The 21,024-nt window shown below is 62.5% G+C and carries 21 protein-coding genes; 4 read left to right on the forward strand and 17 right to left on the reverse strand.

Features of this window, described 5'->3' with window-relative positions; genetic code table 11:
* The 4 genes from VFW93_RS00850 to VFW93_RS00865 form a co-directional block, all read right to left on the reverse strand.
* A partial coding sequence (locus VFW93_RS00850; RefSeq protein ID WP_329692101.1) for a hypothetical protein occupies positions 1-262 on the reverse strand: 262 nt, incomplete at its 3' end.
* Between the two features lie 301 nt (positions 263-563).
* A complete protein-coding gene (locus tag VFW93_RS00855) occupies positions 564-1,091 on the reverse strand; it encodes a PEP-CTERM sorting domain-containing protein (RefSeq protein WP_329692102.1) in 528 nt (175 codons plus the stop codon).
* A 235-nt stretch (positions 1,092-1,326) separates the two neighbouring features.
* Positions 1,327-1,584 (reverse strand): translation initiation factor IF-1, encoded by a 258-nt coding sequence (gene infA / locus VFW93_RS00860; RefSeq protein WP_290673349.1) that lies wholly within the window; start codon positions 1,582-1,584, stop codon positions 1,327-1,329.
* A 189-nt stretch (positions 1,585-1,773) separates the two neighbouring features.
* The gene (locus VFW93_RS00865; RefSeq protein WP_290673351.1) at positions 1,774-2,034 is read right to left on the reverse strand and encodes a hypothetical protein; all 261 of its coding nucleotides are present in this window, start codon (positions 2,032-2,034) and stop codon (positions 1,774-1,776) included.
* Between the two features lie 148 nt (positions 2,035-2,182).
* On the opposite strand from VFW93_RS00865, the gene VFW93_RS00870 reads away from it, so the two are divergent.
* Positions 2,183-3,445 carry an MFS transporter gene (locus VFW93_RS00870; RefSeq protein ID WP_329692103.1) on the forward strand — a complete coding sequence of 421 codons (1,263 nt, stop codon included), beginning with the start codon at positions 2,183-2,185 and terminating at the stop codon, positions 3,443-3,445.
* A gap of 9 nt (positions 3,446-3,454) precedes the next feature.
* Here VFW93_RS00870 and VFW93_RS00875 read toward each other — a convergent pair whose 3' ends face one another.
* Entirely contained in the window at positions 3,455-3,748 is a 294-nt protein-coding gene (locus tag VFW93_RS00875) for a hypothetical protein (protein ID WP_329692104.1), read from the reverse strand.
* Positions 3,749-3,855: 107 nt separating this feature from the next.
* On the opposite strand from VFW93_RS00875, the gene VFW93_RS00880 reads away from it, so the two are divergent.
* Entirely contained in the window at positions 3,856-4,281 is a 426-nt protein-coding gene (locus VFW93_RS00880; RefSeq protein ID WP_329692105.1) for an MAPEG family protein, read from the forward strand.
* Positions 4,282-4,302: 21 nt separating this feature from the next.
* Here the strand turns inward: VFW93_RS00880 and VFW93_RS00885 are convergent, their stop codons facing one another.
* Genes VFW93_RS00885 through VFW93_RS00910 form a run of 6 tightly spaced genes read right to left on the reverse strand, consistent with a single transcriptional unit; the run spans position 4,303 to position 12,651 of the window.
* Complete coding sequence (locus VFW93_RS00885; RefSeq protein ID WP_329692106.1) at positions 4,303-4,731, reverse strand: hypothetical protein; 429 nt, start codon at positions 4,729-4,731, stop codon at positions 4,303-4,305.
* A gap of 10 nt (positions 4,732-4,741) precedes the next feature.
* Complete coding sequence (locus VFW93_RS00890) at positions 4,742-6,001, reverse strand: hypothetical protein (protein ID WP_329692107.1); 1,260 nt, start codon at positions 5,999-6,001, stop codon at positions 4,742-4,744.
* 13 nt (positions 6,002-6,014) lie between these two features.
* Entirely contained in the window at positions 6,015-7,109 is a 1,095-nt protein-coding gene (locus tag VFW93_RS00895; protein WP_329692108.1) for a two-component system response regulator, read from the reverse strand.
* A complete protein-coding gene (locus tag VFW93_RS00900; protein ID WP_329692109.1) occupies positions 7,106-10,303 on the reverse strand; it encodes a response regulator in 3,198 nt (1,065 codons plus the stop codon). The genes VFW93_RS00895 and VFW93_RS00900 overlap by 4 nt, the downstream gene beginning before the upstream one ends.
* A gap of 30 nt (positions 10,304-10,333) precedes the next feature.
* Entirely contained in the window at positions 10,334-11,509 is a 1,176-nt protein-coding gene (locus tag VFW93_RS00905) for a GGDEF domain-containing protein (RefSeq protein ID WP_329692110.1), read from the reverse strand.
* Positions 11,506-12,651, reverse strand: a complete 1,146-nt coding sequence (locus VFW93_RS00910; protein ID WP_329692111.1) for a GGDEF domain-containing protein — start codon at positions 12,649-12,651, stop codon at positions 11,506-11,508. The genes VFW93_RS00905 and VFW93_RS00910 overlap by 4 nt, the downstream gene beginning before the upstream one ends.
* 126 nt (positions 12,652-12,777) lie before the next feature.
* Between VFW93_RS00910 and VFW93_RS00915 the strand changes: the two genes are divergently transcribed.
* Positions 12,778-13,149, forward strand: coding sequence for a phage holin family protein (locus VFW93_RS00915; protein WP_329692112.1), 372 nt, complete (start codon positions 12,778-12,780; stop codon positions 13,147-13,149).
* A gap of 109 nt (positions 13,150-13,258) precedes the next feature.
* Here VFW93_RS00915 and VFW93_RS00920 read toward each other — a convergent pair whose 3' ends face one another.
* The 6 genes from VFW93_RS00920 to VFW93_RS00945 all read right to left on the reverse strand — a co-directional run bounded on the left by VFW93_RS00920 (position 13,259) and on the right by VFW93_RS00945 (position 19,944).
* Entirely contained in the window at positions 13,259-14,365 is a 1,107-nt protein-coding gene (locus tag VFW93_RS00920) for a hypothetical protein (protein WP_329692113.1), read from the reverse strand.
* A gap of 80 nt (positions 14,366-14,445) precedes the next feature.
* Positions 14,446-14,931: a CinA family protein gene (locus VFW93_RS00925; protein WP_329692114.1), complete on the reverse strand. Its 486-nt coding sequence runs from the start codon at positions 14,929-14,931 to the stop codon at positions 14,446-14,448.
* 34 nt (positions 14,932-14,965) lie between these two features.
* Positions 14,966-15,535, reverse strand: a complete 570-nt coding sequence (locus VFW93_RS00930; RefSeq protein WP_329692115.1) for a phosphatidylglycerophosphatase A — start codon at positions 15,533-15,535, stop codon at positions 14,966-14,968.
* On the reverse strand, positions 15,532-16,536 hold the full coding sequence (thiL, locus tag VFW93_RS00935) for a thiamine-phosphate kinase (protein ID WP_329692124.1): 1,005 nt from the start codon (positions 16,534-16,536) through the stop codon (positions 15,532-15,534). Before thiL ends, VFW93_RS00930 begins: the two co-directional genes overlap by 4 nt.
* Before the next feature lie 127 nt (positions 16,537-16,663).
* Complete coding sequence (locus VFW93_RS00940; RefSeq protein ID WP_329692116.1) at positions 16,664-19,087, reverse strand: hypothetical protein; 2,424 nt, start codon at positions 19,085-19,087, stop codon at positions 16,664-16,666.
* A 167-nt stretch (positions 19,088-19,254) separates the two neighbouring features.
* Entirely contained in the window at positions 19,255-19,944 is a 690-nt protein-coding gene (locus VFW93_RS00945; RefSeq protein WP_329692117.1) for a hypothetical protein, read from the reverse strand.
* 342 nt (positions 19,945-20,286) lie between these two features.
* Here VFW93_RS00945 and VFW93_RS00950 point away from each other — a divergent pair, with 342 nt between their 5' ends.
* Positions 20,287-21,015 carry a response regulator transcription factor gene (locus VFW93_RS00950; RefSeq protein WP_329692118.1) on the forward strand — a complete coding sequence of 243 codons (729 nt, stop codon included), beginning with the start codon at positions 20,287-20,289 and terminating at the stop codon, positions 21,013-21,015.
* Positions 21,016-21,024: the final 9 nt, after the last annotated feature.

Consider the following 21,024-nt stretch of genomic DNA (forward strand, 5'->3'; position numbering starts at 1 on the left):
CCAGCGTCACCGTATGCAAGGGCTTTGAATCGGGCTCCGCGTCATACGGCAGGCCTTGTTCATTGCCCCAGTCGCCCATCTCAAACGTTCCACCAGGCAAGTGCACCAACTGCTTTTTGATACGTGCAACCAAGGCCTGAGCCACCCCGTCCAAGGGCTTCGATTCTGGCTTACCCGCCTGGTCCTGCGCGCAGGCTGTCAGCGTGACGACCAGAGCTGCCATCATCGTCAATGGGTTGATGGCCGCAAACAAGGCACGCATCACCTTCACTCCTGGTATTTTGTAGGTGTCGGCATTGTATGGAGTCCACCAACCGCCTGCAGATCGGTGCCTGGCTTTGGAGCGGACGCCCCCCCCAATAGCCGTGCCACCCATACTGCGAACGACCCAACGACCTGGTTTTCGGAGCCCGGCCGCAACCCATCCGCTCACGTAACGAAACAACAAACAGTCACCAGCACAGACGAAAAGAGCGACAGGCAAACACCCATCGCTCTCCAATAGCCAGCAGCAGAAACGTCGCAGCAATCCAATCGCTACCGACGCCCGCCAGCGAAACCACTCAAGGCTGAAGCTGCCTGCGCCTCAACACCCCACCCACGATCACCACGCCAGCCAGCACCATGGCATAGCTCTCGGGTTCAGGCACGGCCGGCGTCATGTTGATCAGCTTTTCACTGCGGTCACCCGTCAAGGCCTGGATGTGCACACCGAACTTGAACGCGCCGCTGCGCACGTCAGTCAAGGAGACACCGCTCAAATCAAAAGCCAGCGACTCACCTGCGTTGATGCCATTGCTTGTGGGGTGCTTGTCAGGTGAGAAATCGAAATCCACGCTCCAGCCAAGGCTGGCTGGCAGATTGGCGCCACCGCCAGTGGTGTAGAGCACGCCAGGCCCCTGCAGCGCCGAGAGCGACACGGTCTGACCTGCGATAGCGTCGAAGCTGATGCCCGTGATCACCGAGCCAATGCCAAGTCCTGCCGTATTGCGAATCGTCAGAACACTGCCGGTGAGGTCCCAACTGGCCAGGGACGTACCTTCGGTCGTGCAACCTGCCGCGCTGGCGCCAGGCACCACAGAACCAGTCACACACTCAAATCCAAAGGCATGTGCGGTGAGATTCGTCAAGGCTGCCATAGAGGCCAACACAGCTTTGGCCACGGTCTTCGTCGTCGTACTGCTCATTACTTACTCCTCGTTGACTGAACAACATCAACAGGATCAGTGTGGCGCCAGGGGGCGAATCATCACCATGCCCCGATGCCGGGCGCAGACGACAAAAAGGCCGCTATCAGCGGCCTCATTGATGCTGCGCAAGGGCAACTCAGTGCGAGCTGCGGGCAGGCGGCTGATAGCCGGTGCGTTCGATGTGACGGAAGGTGATGCGACCCTTGGTCAGGTCGTACGGGGAGAGTTCCAGAGAAACCTTGTCACCCGCCAGGATGCGGATGTGGTTCTTCTTCATCTTGCCCGACGAATAGGCCACGAGTTGGTGGCCGTTCTCCAGCGTGACGCGGAAACGGGAATCTGGCAGAACTTCGTCCACCACGCCATTCATTTCGATGAGTTCTTCCTTGGCCATGGCCAACTCCAACAGATTGCTAAGCTTGCTTGAGGACAGACAGAGACGATGCCGTCCTTCCTCACTCCATCAATCTGGGACGATTCCGAGAGGCAAGCACGGTTGTGCACTTAAACGTGCGATTTTACCACGCTGCTCGTCATGCCGCTAGCCCCTGGGGCGTCGGCCCCCTGCGCCAAATCCGACCGATCAACCGGAACGTCGGTTCATGGCGCTGAACAGATTGCGCCCGACTTCGGTCAGACGCAGACCGCCGCCGGCCCATTCCAGCCAGTCCAGCGCCACGTAATCTTCGATCAGATCGTCGCCGATCAGGTTGGCCTGGCGGGATTTGAGGCATTCGATCGTGTGCGGCAACATGGTGCGCAGCAGATCGGCTCTGGATGCTGGGAGAGCATGGCCTGGTCGAGAAACCGCGTACTCGTCCGAGGGGGAAAGAGGGCTGGGCATGATCAATCGCTCCTTGGCGTCATGCCTCACCGGTGCAGTGGACCACGCTGGACAACTGTTCGGGTGCGGCACTCCAGCCTACCACCACCAGCGATTCCTGGGGGCCTGTTTCTGACGCGGGAACAGGGGGTGTGGCACAGTCACACAAATGACGCTTTCGACGACATCGCCCGCCGCACCTGACGCCCCGGCAGCCAGTCAGGACGCCGCCACGATCGGCCTGATCGGCCTCGCGCACGGCACCTCGCACTTCCATCACATGCTGCTGCCGCCGCTTTTCCCCGTTTTCATGCGGGATTTCGGGCTGAGTTACGCCGAGATGGGTTTGCTGGTCAGCCTGTTTTTCGTGATTTCGGGCGTGGGCCAGGCCCTGGCCGGGTTCGTGGTGGACCGCATCGGCGCCCGGCCCGTGCTGTTTGCGGCGCTGGGGTGTTTCGTCGGCTCGGCACTGACGGCTGCAGCCGCGCAAGGCTATGGCGGGCTGATGCTGGCATCCGCACTGGCGGGCCTGGGCAATGCACCCTTCCATCCGGCAGATTTCACGATCCTGAACAAACGCGTTTCGCTGGCCCGACTTGGCCACGCGTTTTCCATCCATGGCATCAGCGGCAACCTGGGCTGGGCCGCCGCACCGGTCTTCCTGATTGGCATCCACCACGCCAGTGGCAGCTGGCGTATCGCCTATCTGTGTGCGGCGCTGCTGGGTTTGGGCGTGATCGCCTTGCTGGCCGTCCATCGCCAGGCCATCGATGACCACCATCAGGCCCACGCGCCGGATGTTCAGGCCGCACACGCCCCTCAGGAGCACCCGATGGCCTTCCTGAGGCTGCCTTCGGTCTGGCTGTGTTTCTCCTTCTTCTTTTTCAGCACGGCAGCACTGAGCGCCATCCAGGGCTTTGCCAGCCCGGCCTTGAGCAAACTGTATGGTTTGCCGATTTCCGCCACCGCCTTTGTGGTGACGGGCTACATGATCTGTGGCGCCGTGGGGATGGTGCTGGGCGGCTTCCTGGTGGCCCGCGTGGCGCGCCTGGAGCGCACGATTGCGCTGGCCATGATGCTGGCGGCTGCCCTGCTCGTGCTGGGTGGCATGGGCGTGTTGCCCGGCACGATGGCAGCGGCCGTGGTGGCACTGGCTGGCTTTGGCACCGGTTTGGCCGGCCCCTCCCGCGACATGTTGATCAAGCGCGCAGCGCCCCCAGGGGCAACGGGCCGCGTCTACGGCACGGTCTACTCAGGCCTGGATCTGGGATTTGCGCTGGCGGCCCCGATTTTTGGCGCCTTGATGGACCAGGGTTCGCCCGAGACGGTGTTTTACGGCGCAGCGCTGACGCTCGTGCTGGGGGTGATGTCGGCGGGCATGGTGGGCCAGGGCATCAGCAAGGCCTCGCGCCGGGCTCAGGCTGCGGCCTGAGCGGACTGATCAGTGAGGTTTGCGAGGCTCCTTGAACGCCTCGGGGGTGATCACATTGCCTTCTTTTTCAACGCGGTGACGCACTCTGTTGATCACGTCCTGGGCAGCCTGTTTGGCCTCGGCAGCCGAGCGGCGCCTGCTGCGCCAGTGCCAGATCAGCAGCGCCTGGCGGCGAATACGCGCCCACAGTTGCAGAAAAGCGCGGTCCAGGCGCGCCCGACGGGCATCACCCAGGGCCAGACGCACCAGCATGACCACGCAGATCGCGGCCACAAAAATGGAAAACAACTTGTCTACGCCCATGGCGAAGTGTCCGGCAAACGCAGTGAGATGATCTGGCTACGATGGTAGCCCCGGGCCAGATGCTTGTCTCGCCAAAATGGACCCCTATTCAGAGGAGGCGCACGCAAATGCACACGTATTCGCCGATTTTCCTGCCAATGGCCATCCTGGCCCTGTGGACCATGCAGGTGTTGCTGCTGGTGCCCTTTGCGCGCTTCAAGGCAGGCCGACAAGGGCATATCACTGCGGACGATTTTCGCTATGGCGAATCTGAGCGGGTGCCTGATGCCGTGCGCCTGCCCAATCGGAATTTCATGAACCTGCTGGAGGTGCCGGTCCTGTTTTACGTGGCCGGCTTCACCGCTTTCCTGAGCAACAACGTCGACAGCCTGATCATGGGGCTGGCATGGGCTTTTCTGGCCTTGCGCATCGGGCACTCGGTCGTGCACCTGAGCTACAACAACGTGATGCACCGCCTCGCGCTGTTCGCGATCAGCAATGTGGTCATCTCGCTGATCTGGTGGGTGCTGCTCTACAGGATGCTGACTGCCTGAACCCACCCAGGCACCGGCACATCACTTGCGCAAGACCACGTTCATGCCTGGTGGCACGTCGGCCTCATCCAGATAGGCCACGGCGCCAGGCGTGCCCTGCACATAGCTGATGACCTCGGCGACGGTGGACAGTTCGCGAGGCGGCACGCCCTTGCCAACATAGCGACGAACCGTCCAGTAGGCCAGGTAGGCGTCGTCGGTCTGCTGCAGGTAATCGCCCAGGAAGCGCTGGCGCAAGGGCTGGCCCACATGCAGGTTGACGGGCAATACCGTCACGCCCCCCACCTCGATGACCTTGCCGGTATAGATGCGCTGCACGGTGGCCTGATCCAGCTTGTGCACATTGGGGTGCGCCACCACCACCACGCCAGCCATGGCGGGTGTGAGGTACATCATCACCAGAAACAGGCCGATCCATCGCAGCAGACCTTGAATGCGTTTGTTCATCATGGCCGGCCCCTCAGAATACAAAGCTGTAGTTGAGGGACAGCACATTGATGCGCTGACGTCTGACCACATCCTCACCTGCGGGTGAGTCCACGGTCGCGGATCGGTTGCCGATGCGGGTTCGAGCCCACTCCGCCTTGATCTTGCTCTGTGCGGTCAAGGCGTAGGAGGTACCGAGCGCCACCGTGTCCTGATCGTAGACCATGATGGCGTCGGAGGCGGCGCGCTGAGACATGTTCACCACGTCCGGGTAAAACGGCGACTGCGCCCCATTGAGTGCCTCGGCAACACGCACCGACACGCCCATCGACCGCAACTTTGCGTAGCTCACATAGGGTGTGAAGGCACCGACCTTGTGCAACACGGCCACGTAACCGCCCGCCGTATTGGCGCCGTTCTCCGTGCGCTTCTGGATGTTGCGGGCAAACTCGCTGACCAGTCGCCAATCCGGTGCCAGCTCCATGTCGGCACCCAGGGTCACGACATCGTTGACGATGCTGCTTGTCTTGCTCGCCCCCAGGATGTTGTAGGCATAAAGGCCACCGCCCAGATCACCGTAGTCGTAGTGGCTGGGAAAGTCCTGCCCATCACGTCGCCGGGTCACCGTGTGATGCAAGCCCAGCCGCCAGGTCGAGGTGTCCTTCTTCAAGGTCAGGACAGAGCCCGTGATGGTGGAGCACACCGGCATGAAGATGGCGCCCAGATCACGGCTGTAGGCCCGAGCCGAGATATCGGCCTCACCATGAAACACATCCAGCGTGACATCGCCCACGTCCGGCAGCCAGTTGCGCGAAACGTAGAGCCCCTTGAAGTCATTGGACGGCGACAGACCGTACATCTCGAAAGGCAGGCGCGCGAAATCGTAGGTCTGCCCCACGTCCATGTTCTCGGAGTTGAGGTACATGGGTACGCGCTGTTTGCCCACGCGCAGCAGCCAGTCGTTGCCCGGGCGCCATGACACGAATGCCCAAGAGGCCGTCAACGACCAGTCGTCGTCGTTGTGCAAGGAAGGCGCCACCTTGGCCTGGACCGTGGCCGACCACTCGGCGCTGAGCTTGGCATCCACTTGCGCACCGAGCACCGTGTCGCGCTTGAAAGTGCCCTGGTCGTCGATGAAACGCTGGTACTTGTAAGACTGATCGGAAACCGCGTAGCCCACGGTGCCGAAGCCGGATGTACTGAACTCTACAGCCTGACTCACCACCGGACAGGCGTTCAGGCACAGGCCAAACGACATGGCAGCCAGGGCACGTACGGTGGGTGAGCGCTTCATTGCAGGTGTCTTCCTATTCGTCGGCCCAGGTGGCGGCAATGCGCACGAACTGGTCCAGCGTGTCATCAAAGGCTTGCACGATCTCGGGATCAAAATGCGTGCCACATCCTTCATGGATGAAGGCGACCGCACGCTCATGGCTCATGGGCTCCTTGTAGGGCCGTCGACTGATCAAGGCGTCATACACGTCGGCCACGGCCATCAGGCGCGCCGACAAAGGAATCTGATCGCCCGCCAGCTTGTCGGGATACCCGCTGCCGTTCCATTTCTCGTGGTGGTAACGGGAGATGTCCATGGCATGGTGCAGAAAGCCGTCTTCATCCCCCATGCGACTGGCCGCACGTTTGAGCATTTCCCATCCGTGCATGGCATGTTCTCGCATGATCACCAACTCTTCGTCATTCAGGCGCCCGGGCTTGAGGAGAATGTGATCGGGAATGGCCACTTTGCCGATGTCGTGCAGCGGCGCCGACTTGGCGATGTGGTCGATGCTCTCGGGGTTGAGCACGTCGAGATGTGCGCCCTGCTCGAACAAATGTGTGGCCAGCGTACGGACGTATTCCTGCGTGCGCTTGACGTGGTTGCCGGTTTCCTCATCTCGGAATTCCGCAAACGACACCATCACATGCAAGGTGGCTTCGCGCAGTTGATCGACCTGGGCCAGACGCTTTTCCAGCTCGGATTGCAGCCAGACGTTCTGGCGCGCGAGCTGATCCTGATAGGCCTTGATCTGCAGATGCGTGCGTACGCGGGCCTGCACGATGGCCGGGCTGATGGGCTTCTGGATGAAGTCGGCCGCACCTACTTCGAAGCCACGCGCCTCGTCTTCGGGCTGGCTCATGGCCGTGAGGAACAGCACGGGGATGCGATGCGTGACCGGGTCGGCCTTGAGCCGACGGCAGACTTCGTAGCCATCCATCTCCGGCATCATCACGTCCAGCAGGATCAGATCCGGCAGGCCGCGACGGGCCAGTTCCAGCGCCTTGGCGCCCGAAGGCGCCAGCTTGACGCGGTACGACTTGTTGAGCAGACCGGCCAGCAGGCTCAGGTTGGCGGGCGCGTCGTCCACCACCAGGACAGTGGGCAACGGGTCCTTGTCAGCGCTCATTGTGGTTTGGCCTCCAGGTCCAATTCATCCAGCAGCCCGAAAGCAGAGTCGAAATCACATCGCGCCAGGGCCGCATTCAGGCGGGCCGTGGTGACGGCTGGCAACCATGCTGCAAACTCGTTGCGGTGTTGCTGCCAGAGCGCCAAGGCCTCGCTGTCGCACTCGCCGGCCAGCTGCTTCAGGCGCTGAGCCAGCTCGAGGTCCCGCGGGCTGGCTTCGTGAGCCGCCAGCGGCGCAGGAGCGGTTGACGCAACGTCGATCTCGGTCAGGTAGTTTTGCAGAGTTTTGACCAAGGGCGACATGACCTGCGCCAGCTCGGCGACCGCTTGTTGCACCGCGGCTGCATCCTCAGACCTGGCTGCCACCTCCAATCCGCGGGCATACCCCTGCAAAACGTTGGAGCCGATCGTGCCGCCCAGGCCCTTGAGGGTGTGGGCCTCGCGGGCCACCGCGCTCCAGTCGGCCTGCTGCAAGGCACCCGGCAACCAGTGCAGCACATGCTCGGCGTGGTCCACGAAAGCGTTCAGCGTGATGCGGTAGAGCGGCAGATCCCCTTCAAAGCGGCTGAGGGCGGTTTCGACGTCCAGCCCTTCAATACGGGGCATGTCCGGTGCACGATGCGGCCGCGTCGGGTAGGGATCGGCCACGACTTTGGCGGCCAGACCGCAGAACGGTGCGAGCGCGGCGTACAGCGCGCGCGGGTCCAGCGGCTTGGAGATGTGGTTGACCATGCCCAGCGCCAGGCAACGTTCGCGTTCCTCTGCCATGGCATGGGCTGTCATGGCAATCACGGGCAAATGGCTCAAAGACGGATCGTTACGTATTTCACGCGTGGTTTCATAGCCATCCATGACAGGCATCTGCAGGTCCATGAGCACCACATCGCAAGCGGCACCACCGCCTTGCCGCAGCCGCTCCAGCGCCTCGATGCCGTTGACGGCCACCTCAACCCGTGCCCCCCGGCGAGACAGCAGTTCGATGGCCAGTTGCTGATTGAGTGCGTTGTCTTCCACCACCAGAACACGCAAGCCATCCAGGCGGATCACTTCTTCTGCAGGATGGGACTGCTGCAAGGGAACCGATGCATCGCCCTTGACCCTGTGCAGCAAGGTGCGCAAAGCCTCGGGCAGGATGGGCTTGGTCAGGAAGGTGTGCGCACCGGCGTTCAAGGCTTCAGCGCGCAGGTTGTCCGAGCCATAGGCTGACATGACCACCACCATGAGCTCGGGTTGGCAGGCACGCAAGGTGGTCAAGGTCTGGGCACCGCCCAGGCCCGGCATCACCCAGTCCAGCAGGACCAGGTCATAGGCCTGCCCCGCCTCCAGGGCCTGCTGCACCAGGCGTACGCCTTCTTCACCGCTGGGCACCACGCGCACCAGGCCACCATCGGCCTGCCCGATGCCCAATGCCCCGAGCAGGCCGGACAAGGTCTGGCAGGTTTCGGTCTGGTCATCGATGACGAGGACGCGCATGCGGTCCACACTCTTGGGCAGCACATGTTGAGAAGAGGATGCCGCCAGACGCAGTGGCACCGTGAAGGTGAAGCAGGAGCCTGCGCCCAGCTTGCTGGCCACGACGATGTCGCCACCCATCAACCGAGCCAGGCGCTTGCTGATGCTCAGGCCCAGCCCGGTGCCACCGTATTTGCGAGTGGTCGAGCCGTCTGCCTGCGTGAACTCCTGGAAGAGCCGGTCCACCTGACCTTCGCTCATGCCGATGCCGGTATCGCGCACCTCGAAGCGCAGCATCAGGCGCTCGCCAACGCGGCTGATCAGGCCCACGCTCAGCTTGACATGCCCGAAGTGGGTGAACTTGACGGCATTGGAGATGAGGTTGGTCAACACCTGGCCGACGCGCAAGGCATCACCAAAGACAGTGCCGGCGTCTGCCAGCAGGCTGGGGTCCTCGAAGGCGCACAGCAGTTCAATGTCTTTCTCCTGCGCGCGCTGGCGCAGCATGGTCAGGGCATTGCCCACCACATCCTCGATGCTGAACGGCGCGGATTCCAGTTCCAGCTTGCCCGCTTCGATCTTGGAAAAATCCAGGATGTCGTTGATCACACCGAGCAACATGGTCGAGGCAGACTGCACCTTGTTGAGGTAGTCGCGCTGCTGCTCGTCGAGATCCGTCTGCAAGGCCAGGTGGCTCATGCCCAGGATGGCGTTCATGGGCGTGCGGATCTCGTGGCTCATGTTGGCCAGGAACATGGACTTGGCGCGCGTGGCCGCCTCGGCCTGATCGCGGGCTTCACGCAGTTCTGCCTGCACACGGGCACGCTGGTTGATATCGTCCTGCACGGCGTGCGCCATGGTGTTGAGCGTGATGGCCAGGGTGTCGAGCTCTTCGGCCCAACGTTGACGCCCACCGGCGCGGGCATCGTAGTTGCCGCGCGCCAGTTGTTGTGCCACCTGATCCAGCCGCTTGATGGGCTGAAACAAGCGGCTTTGCAGGCCGTAGAGCACAAGCAGCATGGCGGGCAACAAGGCCATGTCCACACCCAGCGTCATGAGGATGTAGTGCTCCAGCTGACTGGCAGCCTGGACGCGTGCGGCGGCCGTGCGGGCATCGGTGGCCAGGCTGAGGTTGGCCACGGCCCGGGCCAGATCAGCCGACTGGGCTTCGTAAGTGGGGGAGTGCACCAACTCGCCTGCGAACTTCAGGTCAGGCTCGCCATCGGACACATAGGTCTGATGTGCACGGTCATACAGGCCTTGCGTGGCGGCAAAAGCAATCTGCTCGGTCTTCTTCAGGCGCTCACTGGCCGCCAGCACGCGCTTGAGCGCATCCACTTCGTCACCACTGACATCCAGCGCCTGCAGCCGCCCCATCAGCGATACGCCGATCTGTTTGTCCGGCAGTTTGTGAGGGCGCCGCCCGGCAATCACGTCTTCCCAGTACAGGCTGGGATCGTCCACGGCAGGCGGCGGCTTGCTGCCTTCGCGGATCGCCAGCACATCGTAGTAATACAGCAGGTAGCGCGGATCGGCCGTGGCCGTGTAGGCGCTGACCAGACGACGCAGCAAGGCGGTTTCGTGCTGCAGGCCCGAGACCAGCTTCATGGTGTCCGTGCGGCGCTGCACCGCCTGCTCGGCGGACAGATAAGCCTGGCGGATCAGCATCAGGAAGACGAAGTTGGCCAGCAAGGCGGCCTGCACCATCAGGAAGGCCCCGCGGGAGACAGTCTTGAGCTTCATGCCGGCGCTCCACCCTGACGACGATGCGCATCAGGCATGCGAGAACCCTTCTGCGAAAGCGACCGACGCGACGATGCGATCGCGCCCCTCACGCTTGGCCTGATAGAGGTTGCGGTCTGCAACCTTGAGCGCCCACCCCGTGTCACCCTCTACAACCTGGGCAATGCCGACACTCTGGGTGACCGTGAAGGTCTCACCGTTGACAACAAACGCATGCTCGCGCAAACGGGCCGAAATTTTCTCCGCCACGTGCTGGGCCCCCGATAAATCTGTTTCTGGCAACAGCAGGACAAATTCTTCCCCGCCGTAACGTGCAGCAGTATCCACCTGCTCACGGGTATGCGAACGCAGTATCTCCCCCACCTTGGTGAGAACTTCGTCACCCACGGGGTGCCCCCAGGTGTCGTTGACGCGCTTGAAGTGGTCCACGTCGAACAGCACGACCGACAAAGGACGACTGCTGCGCGCCTGCCGGTGGGCCTCACGGTCCAGCCGGGTCATGAATTCGCGCCGATTGGCCAGGCCGGTGAGCATGTCCGTGCGCACCAGGGTTTCGAGCGCTTGACGATGGCGGACCAGCGTGGCGGCCAGAAAGAACAGGATGCCCGACAGCGGCAAGGTGGCTGCCGAGAACACCACCCGCACCCACAAGGCCCACCAGGGGTGCAGGTCTCCCCCCATGTAGACCGGCTCCGACAGCAAGGGCGCATACGGCAACCTGCCCTGCACCATGCAGACCTCGACGATCAACACCGCCAGCAGGCTCAAGGAAAATGCCCAACGCAGCTGGTACAGAGAAAACAAGGCCCGCGCGAACACGAACTGGGCCAGCAACACCATGGACATGGGCGTGTCCTTGAGCCCGTAGGCCAGCGACAGCAGCACCACGCCCAGCATGGCCGGCACCGCCGTCAGTTGCACCAGTGCCGGCATGGGGCGGGCGTCTCGCCGATGGCGCCAGGCCATCACGCCCATGCCCATCAACCAGACGATGAAGGCCCCTTGCGCCCACAGGGAGAACACCAGCAAGGACGGGCGGTACAGCACACGCACGCCATCGCTGTGGATCCCCACCAGCTGCAGCAGGAACATCAACAGCAGAATCGGCAAGGTGGCCTCGACCAGCACGAGGGCGCTGGTACTGTCCTGCCGGTCAACGATGCGGCTCTCCAGCTGCCTCAACCACTGCGCGAAGGCCTGCTTCATGCCACCCCCATCGCCGCGTTGGCCATGCAGACCCGGTCACGCCCGGTCGACTTGGCACGGTACAACTGGTGATCGGCCTGCTGCAGCAGCTGCTCCGCATCCTGCCCCGTGCCCTCCACCACGCCCATGCTGAGGGTGACCTTGAAGGCCGCCTCGCCCTCGCCAAAGCTCAGCAGGGCGAGCTGCTCGCGCAGCCGGTTGCACACCGCTTCGACCTGTTCATGCCGTGTATCTGGCAGGATCAAGGCGAACTCCTCGCCACCCAGCCGGCAGGCCACGTCGGTCGGGCTGCGCACGCAGGACATCAGCAACTTGCCCAAGGCCCGCAAGACCTTGTCGCCCATGTCATGGCCATGTTGGTCGTTGACCTGCTTGAAGTGGTCGGCATCGATCAGCACCAGTGCGAGCGTCTGACCGGTTCTGGCCTGGCGCGCCACCTCGTTGTGCAGCACCTCCATGGCCCGGCGCCGATTCGCCAGTCCGGTCAAACCATCGGTGTAGGACAGGCGGCGCAATTTGGCGTGCAGATGATCCAGGCGGTCGAACAGCAGCAGCAACAAGCTCAGCAGCACGACATAGCCCACCACGAAGACGAACTGCCGCCAGGCGGCAAACCACCACACCGGCTCTCGCCCTTGCATGACCTCCGGGGTAAGCGCCGGGGCATAAGGCCACCACTGGGCGACCACACCGACATCGTAGAAGGCCAGTAAGGCCACGCACACCACGTAGGAAATCAGCATGGGCCGCTGCTCGAACAGCAGCAAGCCAATGGCCAGCACACCCAGCAGGATCAAATTGGGTGCGGCGGTAAACGTGCCAGCCAGGATCGTGACCACGGTATAGCCCAGCCCGATGGACAGGCAGACCAGCAAGGTGGCGCGCGGCACGGCATCGTGCTGCTGACGCCTTGGCCACAGCCATAGCCCGACAGCCACTTCAATGATCACCGTCAGACTGAAAACCGCCTGCAGGAACCACATGACGCCTGGGTTGAGCCCGCTGCGGATTTCCGGGGTGACCAGCGCCAGGCCATGCCCGATCAACTCGATCACGAAAAACGGCGCGGACGCGAACACCGCCAGCAACACCCGCGATGCCGGGGTGGAACTGATGATGAAACGCTCGATCAACACGCGCATGGGCACTAAGGCTTTGAAAGCGGAGACAACGTCCGGGTCATATCGACCGAATCTGAATACATCTGAAGGCAAAATGACCGCGCATTCACACCGTATTCGTCATGCAACGGCGGTAAGCTGAACACCATGAAACTGATCATCCGCTGGCTCTTGCTGGCCTGTGCACTGGTGCTGCTCACGCAGCTGGATCCCGGCATTCAGATCCGGAGTTTTGGCTCGGCCATGTGGGCGGCCTTCGTCATCGGCCTGCTCAATGCTTTTGTCCGCCCCCTGCTCATCCTGTTCACCCTGCCGGTCACGGTGCTGACCATGGGGCTGTTCCTCTTCGTCATCAACGCCTTCACCTTCCAGCTGGCCTCGCACATGCTGGAGGGCTTTCAGGTTCAGGGTTTCTGGCATGCGCTGCTGGGCTCGGTGCTCTACAGCGTGTGCAGCCTGGTGATCGATGTGGCACTGGAGCGGCTGATGGGGCCACGTTTCATGCCACCGCCGCAGTGAAGCCAGGCAGCGCGACGATTCGTGAACATTTTCACACTGCCGAGCACGCCATCTGGCGTCATGCCCCTCATTCGAGCGCCCCGCAGGTTCCGGGCGGCGTCGATTCAGGTCAGATAGGTGCCCCCCAGGCGAGTTGAGCGCCACGTGCATGCGTTCCGTTGTCGAGCCGACCACTCATGACCGAGGCGCTCAAGCTGCCCCAGTCCACGCCCAGCCGCAAGGCCCCCGCCACCGGCTCGGCCTCCACACGCCATGCGACGGCCCCCTTTTGCTGCCAGCCCAGCCATTGCTGCATCAAACCTAGGCGGCTCTTCACACGCAGTGTCCACTCGCCGCTGTTTCGCGTCCAGGCCATCTGCACCTGGGTGCTCATCGGAATACGCTCGACCAGGCCGCGGCGCGTATAGAGGCCATTGATGGCCGCCTGGTATTCGATGTAGCCATCCGGCGTGCGCGTAGCGACGTTGCTGTTGAGAACGGCGTCATCACCATTGACGCCAGCCCAGCTCAAGCGGGACCAGACATCATCGATCTTGAGCTTGAACTTGTCGGGCATCCATGCCCCCATGGACGAACGAGCCACCTCATCGGCCCTGGCCCATGACAGGCTCAAGGACAGTGCATCGCCCTGCCCGCGGGCGGCAGGTGGTGCCAGGAAGTGCTGGTGCGCGGTGGCATTGTCATCACGCAGCGTGCCTTGGTAGGTGTAGCTGTCATCGGCGTTGTAGCTCACCGTACCCTGGGTCTGCAGTGATCGCATGCGCTGCAACGTCATGTGATCCCAGCCCATATCGAGCTTGAACGCACCCCATGATTGGCTTGGCGCGTGCAAGGCCACTCCTTTGCCGCGCCAGTAGACCGTGTCCGTGTCCACGTTGTAGGTCACGGGTTGATCGGGATTGGATCGGCTCTGGTAGTGATAGAGCACCTGGGCGGCTTCGCCGGAAGCACGGGCACTGCCGTCCGCACGCATCAACACGCCCATGCGCCAGGGCTCGGCTGTCTCAAGCAAAGGCCAACGAAAGGCTGCACCCGCCTCGAACCGCCCCGTCACATAGGCCCGCTGTGAACCCGATCGACGCTCATAACCATGGCCCCAGTCACCATCCAGATCCAGGATCGGCAAGCCGTTGGACCAGGCCTCTACTTCGGCCTGTACATAGGCGCCGGCCAGCCAGGGCCTCGGCGACGGTGCCTGCTGTGCCAGTGCCTGCATGGAACACGCCAGGCAGAACACCCAACCAAGCTGCTTGAACATTGTCTGCATGGGTTTGCCCAGGAAGAAGGTGCGCCCCGTTACAGAGCTTGAATCAGGCCGTTGAGAGCCGCGTCACAGGTCTGAGCCCGGATGTGAGCACGATCGCCTTCGAACAAGGCACACACGGCCCGAGTGGGCATGCCCGCCACAGCCCAGGCCAGCCATACCGTGCCCACAGGCTTGTCGGGCGAACCGCCTGAGGGGCCCGCAATGCCAGTGACGGCCACCGCAAGCTGCACACGCGCTTGCCGCAACGCACCTTCTGCCATGGCCCTCGCCACCGCTTCACTGACTGCACCATGCGCAGCGATCAAGGCTGCATCAACACCCAACTGGTCAGTTTTCGCCTGATTGCTGTAAGTGACGAAGCCTCGATCAAACCAGGCGCTGGAGCCAGCCAGCTCCGTACAAGCTGCAGCGATCAGGCCACCCGTACAGGATTCAGCAGTGGCCATCTGCCAGCCCCGCGCCAACAATCGGTCGGCCAGTATTTGCACCAGGTTCAGGGTCTGCAGCGTGTCCATCCCAGTATTCCTCGTCTGCCGGTTGGTATGTGTTTCAGCCCATCAAGGCAGCGCTCACGCCACCTTGACGCACCGCCACGGCAATCGCCAGGATCAACATCGAGCACAAGGCGGCGATCAGGTCATCGAACATGATGCCCAGACCTTGCGCCCAACCGATCTGCTGACCAGGCTTGAGCTTGAAGAGCTGATCAGCCCAGCCCACCGGCCCAGGCTTGGCCGCATCAAAAAATCGGAAGACCGCAAAGGCTACGAGCTGCCCACGCCAGTCCACTGGATCGATGATCCACAGCATCAACCAGAAGGCCCAGATCTCGTCCCAGACAACCGAGCCAGGGTCTGCCACGCGCAAGCTGCGTGCTGTGTGCGTGCAAGCCCAGCATCCCACGAACCATCCGATGACCAGGATGCCCCCCCAGATCAGGTCGGCGTGTGCCCCGGTTCCCAGCGCCGCCTTGATCGCCACAAAGCTGAGCCAGCCCCACAACGTCCCCACCGTGCCGGGTGCCTTGGGGCTCAGGCCGCTGCCTGCGCCAAAAGCAATGAAGTGCGCAGGGTGGCTCAGGAGCAAGCCCACCGTGGCGCGACGCGGTGCATCGCTCATGCAACCCCCTTGAAGTGATCGAACGACGTCCAGCGATTGGCGACCGGCAGCCTGGTTGGGGCATCCGGCCAGACATCCAGCTCGCCACGCCATAGACGCAGACCGGGTTCAGCCTCGATATACCCGATCCGGCTGAGCACCAGGCCCAGGCTGGCGCCCAGTTCGATGATGCGGGCACGCTGTTCAGGTGGCACCGTGAACACCAGTTCGTAATCGTCCCCACCGGCAAGGATGCAATCGAGCTGCTCGTCGGCAGCGCGTTCTGCCAGCCAACTACCCACCGGCAAGGCATCCAGGCACAGGGATGCACCCACTTTGCTGCGTTGGAGAATGTGCGCCAGATCGCCCAGCAAGCCGTCCGATACGTCGATGGCCGAGCTGGCCAGACCACGCAAACCCACGCCAAGTGCCACGCGCGGGTCAGGACGCTCCATGGCCAGCCGCGCGGCGTCAAAGGCCTCGGCACTCAACGACGGATGCAAGCTGCCCCGAAATGCCTCCAGAGCCAATCGGGCCAGACCGGGAAAGCCACTCACCCATATGTCATCACCCGCCTTGGCACCGCTTCGTAACAAGGCCTGCCCGGTTGGCACTTCACCCATCACCGTGATGCCAATGCTCAATGGGCCGGCCGTCGTGTCCCCCCCGATCAGCTCGCAGTTGTGCTCATCAGCCAGATCCAGCAGGCCCTTGGCAAAGCCGCGCAACCAGGCCTCGTCCACGCGAGGTAGCGTCAGGGCCAGGGTAAAGGCCAAGGGCGAAGCGCCGCATGCGGCCAGATCCGACAGGTTCACGGCCAGTGCCTTGTGGCCCAGACGAGCCGGGCTCACGGTTGACAGGAAGTGACGCCCCTCCACCAAGGTGTCGGTTGACACGGCCAACTGCATGCCTGGTGCCGGCGCGATCACGGCACAGTCATCACCATTGCCCACCACGGCACGATGTGGGCCCTGCCCAGGCTGTCGCCAGAAGAAGTGTTCGATCAGGTCAAATTCGCCCATGCTCATGCACAGATTGTCGGGCCAAACGAAAAGAAATTCGCCCGCACACTCGTGTGCGCGGGCGAGAAACCCCTGAGCAAATGCCTCTGAAAGGCTTATACCGATGTGTCAGCGTCTACGCGCCTGATTACCACCGCTCGTAACTGCCGTCTGCGTAGCTGATCTGGCCGGCGCGGCTGTCCAGCAGCCCCACCTCGTTGCCACCACGCATCAGTGAGAACTTGCCCGTGACGCTACTGGAATCGACCGCCAGACTCACACCACTGTCGCTCAGCAAATCCAGCTTCAACACGCCTGCGGCATCCTGCTTGCCAGCCAGACGAACCCACAAGGTGCCTTGCTCCAGTTGCCCGGCGATATCGACCACATGGGACTTGCGAGTCAAGATCAGGTCCTTGAGCGTGAGATCAGGCCGACTGGGCACCTGAACGGTCGCATTGATCTTGAGTGCCACCGTCACTGCACTGTCTTCAATGGGTACGTTGATGTCATAGGTGCTCAGCCCATCCATCGTCACGCTCACCGCGCCACTGAAGACCGCCTGGCCACCGCGCTCCATCACACCACTGAAGCTGATCTGGGCGGGCAGATTGAGCTGCTTGCCGATACGTTGAGACGCGGTCAGACCACTGCCCAGCGCCAGAGCCGTATCAGTGAACTTGCTCACGTCCAGCGCACCACGGATCACGCTGCCAGACTGTGTGGCGGCCTGCAAGATGAGGTGCAGCGCCAGATCATCGGTTTTGGCCAGGAACTGGTCAGCCGTGGAGTCCGGCAAGGTCAGCCAACCCTGGATGGCGCTGCCATTGAGCAGCTTGATGGACGACACGCTGCCATCGCTGGCCACGGCACTGAAGCCACCGGTCACAGCCAGCTTGCTCAGTTGATTGGGCCTTGCATCAGGCGCCAATACCAGGTCTGCCGTGGTCTTGAGGCCCTTGGCCTGAACGACGTTCTGCACGCGTTCATAGGCTGGGGCCAGATCACCGATGAGGCTCAAGCGCGTGATGTAGTCCGAGCCGCTGGCATCGACGACCCAACTCACTGATGCGGTGGCCACCAGCGTCGAATTGAAGGGCTCGCTGCCACCACCGGCCGCCAGCATGATGTGCTCACCGCTTTGCCAGTCAGGCTCAAAGCTGCCGTCGGCCGCGAACGTGCCGTCCTGCCACAGCAAGGAGGTCCTGACCTTGAAGTCGGAGAAGCCACCGGTGGGCGCGTCAGACGAATTGCCCGGCTCCATGAAGATGGCGTGCTGCAAGGCACGGTACACAGCAGGGGTTGTGGGTGTGGCGGGCGTCTTCAATGTGTAGGCATAACTGATTCGGCAGACCTGGGTCTCGCGTTTGGCGGGGTCGAAAGCCACCACCGAGTAGGTATTGTCCGTGTAGAACGTACAGCCAATCTGGCGCCCATGGCCATCGAACCGGGTGCTGCTGACAGGAGCGCCGTACTCGCGTTGAGCAGCCAGGTTGAAGGCGTAGAAGATGGCATCAAGCAGGCGCACATTGGCACTGTCGAGCGGGTTGATGGCGGCAATGAGATCGTTTTGCACCTGTTGCACGCGGGTGTTCAAGGTGTCACCCGTGGTGCCCACAATGAAGGGCACATCGCTGCGCAGATACGAGGTCAATGACTTGGTCGCTTCGATGTCGCCAACCGGCACGTCCTTGAGTGAGACTGGCTGTACTGCGGGCGCAGGTGGCAATGCCCCGGCATAGGATTCCTGGCTGGCCGTAGCCAGTCTGGCCGCATCCAGCCTGTCTCTCATCGCGTCATCGCTGGTTCCCGCCTTGCGCAGGCTGTCCACCTGGCATTGGGCCTTGACCGCCGTGATGGCCTTGTCATCTGTCAGGCCCGCCAAGGCAGGGCAGCTCTCTGTGGACTGTGCCTGTGCCAAGGTGGACACCGAGGCCAAAGCCAGAGCCGCCGCGTTGACGGGCGCGTGCCCTGTTGCATCGAACACCGGCGCCTCGCTCAGCACATCGAAACCAACGTAACGCCGGATATCGGCATTGGCCTTGCCCACCGTGGTCGAATCGAACTTCCCCGTGGCGGCGACGGCCTGCCGGGCCTTGTCAACCGCCATGCTCGAGTAAGGCGTGATCTGAAGCAGGTTGTCGGACACGCTGGTTGTGCCCAGCACCGTCGCCGCGCTCAACTCGAAACCCACGGGTACCGGCACGTCCTGATCGGTGGCTTCATCAGCCATGGTGGTCGGCTTGGCGGAGTCGGTACTCCGGCTGGCCACGACCAATATCGTCTGCCCGGCAGGCAGCCCGGTGAACGCGTAGTGGCCATTGGCATCACTGAGAACCTCGGCCAGCTTTTGCCCTGGCTGCCCTTTCGCGTCAGGCAAGTAGGCGGTCACAAGAGCGTTGCGAAGCAAGCCCTTGGCGGCCACGCCAGACAAGGTCACCTTGGAAGAAGATGGTTGCGCCTGAGGATCGGCGTCGCTGCCACCGCCACCGCCGCCGCACGCACTCAACGCCACCAGCGCCGCCCCCGCCACAAGGTGCCTTACCCTTCGAAATTGCTCAAAATCCTGCATCACGTACTCCCTGGTTAAACGACGCCGCGCCAGTTGCAGCGCATCGTCAGGCAGTATCTGAAGATGGAAGTTCGGACTCAATCGGCCTCTTGGCCTAAACCACCTGCTTGCGCCCTAAACCGACGTCCAGCCGAGGCTTGCCAACCGTGCCATTCGGATCACGCCCCTCACAGCTTCCACAGCACTTCCAGACCAAAAGCCACGCTGCGTGTGTGCGTCAAGGGCAACTCATAGGCGCCGCGAATCTGGCTGCCACGCTGCGCATAGAGATACTGAGCCCAGCCCCCCACATGAACCAACTCATGAACGGCTACGCTGTAGCGCCCTTCCAGACGCGCGTCCCACCCTGAGGTACCCGTGAAGGTCACGTCCGGCCAGGCGGTGTTATCCAGCCTGCGCCAGACGGGCTTGGCCATGCTGAACCTCAGGCTGTAGTGCCGGTCGGCATGCTTGACGCGTTCGGACTCCAGCGCCACGCCAGCTTCGAGCAGAACCTCGCTGGTGCTTTCGTCCACCACCGCGTCTGCCGGCGCATTCACCACGGCTGGCTGGAGCACCTGAAAGCCAAAGCGTTTGTATGACTGTGCGTGAAAGTTGACGCCCCCCAACACGAACCAGGGCCCCTGCGTCCGCACATGTGCGAGCAATCTGGTCAGGTTCTGAGACAGGCTGAAGCGGTTTTGCTGCAACAACGGGCCATTCACGGGCCGGTCTTCAATGACAGTGGGAGACACCGCATACGGCATCGTGCCGGAGGTGGCAAACCAGGACTCCGTGGATGTGCCTGGAGCAAAGTTGCTGGTGTTATCCAGGGTGAACAGAAAATCAGGATGCACGGCATACAGCGCGCCCGTCATCAAAACTGCCGATCGGGTACTCACGGCACTGCGCGCCCGGACCGAATCGGCGTGCTCCGTATAGGAGCTGACCTGTTGACCCACGCCCATGAAATAGGAGAAGCCACGCTCATGCGATACCCCCCATTCCCGGGGCTCGACTTGCGCGAAGGCAGCGCTTGAAATAGCCCATGAACAAATGAAGGAGAAAAAACTGATGTGGCGTGTCATGTTGTGGTCCTACCCCGGCGGATTGACGAAAGCCCACACCGTATCGAGTCGCCTGCAGGCACGCACTCATCGCACGTCTAAACGGACGTTTAGCCATGGCGCAGCCTCCACATTCATCGATAACATGCCCACATGAACCCAGGTGTCCGTGTCCTCATCGTTGACGATCACCCCCTCTTTCGCGAGGGGCTCAAGGGCTTGTTGAGCGGGCTGGATCCGGCGGTGTGCATCGAGCAGGCAGCCTCGGTGCAGGAGGCACAGGCACTGGCCGGGCAGACATTCGACCTGGTGCTGATGGACTTGCAGATGCCTGGCCTGTCGGGCATGGACGCCTTGCAGCGTATCAAGGTCCTGTTCGAAGAAGCCGCCGTGGTGGTGGTCTCAGGAGACGAATCCTCCTGCTCCATCCACGCCGCGATCCAGCACGGCGCAGCCGGCTATGTGCCCAAAAGCACCGACCCGGGCGTCACCACCCACGCCTTGCGGCTGGTACTGGCGCAGGGTACCTACCTTCCCCCGGCAGCCTTGCAATCGGCCAACGCGGGACACCACCAGAGCACGGGCCCCCAGAGTCAGCCCAACGACCCTTCAGGCGCCAGCGAGCGTGCACCCGGCCCTGCATGGCCCCGAGATCTGAGCCCGCGCCAACTGTCCGTGCTGCGCTGCCTGCTGCAAGGCAAGCCCAACAAGGTGATCGCACGCGAAATCGGCATCGCAGAAGGCACCGTGAAAGCCCATCTATGGGCGGTTTATCAAATGCTGGGTGTGAGCAATCGGGCGCAGGCCATGTACCGCGCGCATGAACTCAATCTGTTTGGGGTGCTGAACCCCATCACCAAACCACCGGTCGAGGCGGACTGAGCGCCAGGA

This window comes from Aquabacterium sp., assembly GCF_036279675.1.
Lineage (GTDB): Bacteria > Pseudomonadota > Gammaproteobacteria > Burkholderiales > Burkholderiaceae_C > Aquabacterium.

Excerpts from the sequence above, each read along its gene's own strand:
- VFW93_RS00900 (WP_329692109.1), bottom strand. The coding sequence starts at position 10,303 with ATGAAGCTCAAGACTGTCTCCCGCGGGGCCTTCCTGATGGTGCAGGCC.
- VFW93_RS00870 (WP_329692103.1), top strand. The coding sequence starts at position 2,183 with ATGACGCTTTCGACGACATCGCCCGCCGCACCTGACGCCCCGGCAGCC.
- thiL (WP_329692124.1), bottom strand. The coding sequence starts at position 16,536 with ATGGGCGAATTTGACCTGATCGAACACTTCTTCTGGCGACAGCCTGGG.
- VFW93_RS00880 (WP_329692105.1), top strand. The coding sequence starts at position 3,856 with ATGCACACGTATTCGCCGATTTTCCTGCCAATGGCCATCCTGGCCCTG.
- infA (WP_290673349.1), bottom strand. The coding sequence starts at position 1,584 with ATGGCCAAGGAAGAACTCATCGAAATGAATGGCGTGGTGGACGAAGTT.
- VFW93_RS00945 (WP_329692117.1), bottom strand. The coding sequence starts at position 19,944 with ATGACGGGCGCGCTGTATGCCGTGCATCCTGATTTTCTGTTCACCCTG.
- VFW93_RS00950 (WP_329692118.1), top strand. The coding sequence starts at position 20,287 with ATGAACCCAGGTGTCCGTGTCCTCATCGTTGACGATCACCCCCTCTTT.
- VFW93_RS00890 (WP_329692107.1), bottom strand. The coding sequence starts at position 6,001 with ATGAAGCGCTCACCCACCGTACGTGCCCTGGCTGCCATGTCGTTTGGC.
- VFW93_RS00930 (WP_329692115.1), bottom strand. The coding sequence starts at position 15,535 with ATGAGCGATGCACCGCGTCGCGCCACGGTGGGCTTGCTCCTGAGCCAC.
- VFW93_RS00920 (WP_329692113.1), bottom strand. The coding sequence starts at position 14,365 with ATGCAGGCACTGGCACAGCAGGCACCGTCGCCGAGGCCCTGGCTGGCC.
- VFW93_RS00885 (WP_329692106.1), bottom strand. The coding sequence starts at position 4,731 with ATGATGAACAAACGCATTCAAGGTCTGCTGCGATGGATCGGCCTGTTT.
- VFW93_RS00865 (WP_290673351.1), bottom strand. The coding sequence starts at position 2,034 with ATGCCCAGCCCTCTTTCCCCCTCGGACGAGTACGCGGTTTCTCGACCA.
- VFW93_RS00895 (WP_329692108.1), bottom strand. The coding sequence starts at position 7,109 with ATGAGCGCTGACAAGGACCCGTTGCCCACTGTCCTGGTGGTGGACGAC.
- VFW93_RS00905 (WP_329692110.1), bottom strand. The coding sequence starts at position 11,509 with ATGAAGCAGGCCTTCGCGCAGTGGTTGAGGCAGCTGGAGAGCCGCATC.
- VFW93_RS00910 (WP_329692111.1), bottom strand. The coding sequence starts at position 12,651 with ATGCGCGTGTTGATCGAGCGTTTCATCATCAGTTCCACCCCGGCATCG.
- VFW93_RS00925 (WP_329692114.1), bottom strand. The coding sequence starts at position 14,931 with ATGGACACGCTGCAGACCCTGAACCTGGTGCAAATACTGGCCGACCGA.
- VFW93_RS00940 (WP_329692116.1), bottom strand. The coding sequence starts at position 19,087 with ATGCAGGATTTTGAGCAATTTCGAAGGGTAAGGCACCTTGTGGCGGGG.
- VFW93_RS00875 (WP_329692104.1), bottom strand. The coding sequence starts at position 3,748 with ATGGGCGTAGACAAGTTGTTTTCCATTTTTGTGGCCGCGATCTGCGTG.
- VFW93_RS00915 (WP_329692112.1), top strand. The coding sequence starts at position 12,778 with ATGAAACTGATCATCCGCTGGCTCTTGCTGGCCTGTGCACTGGTGCTG.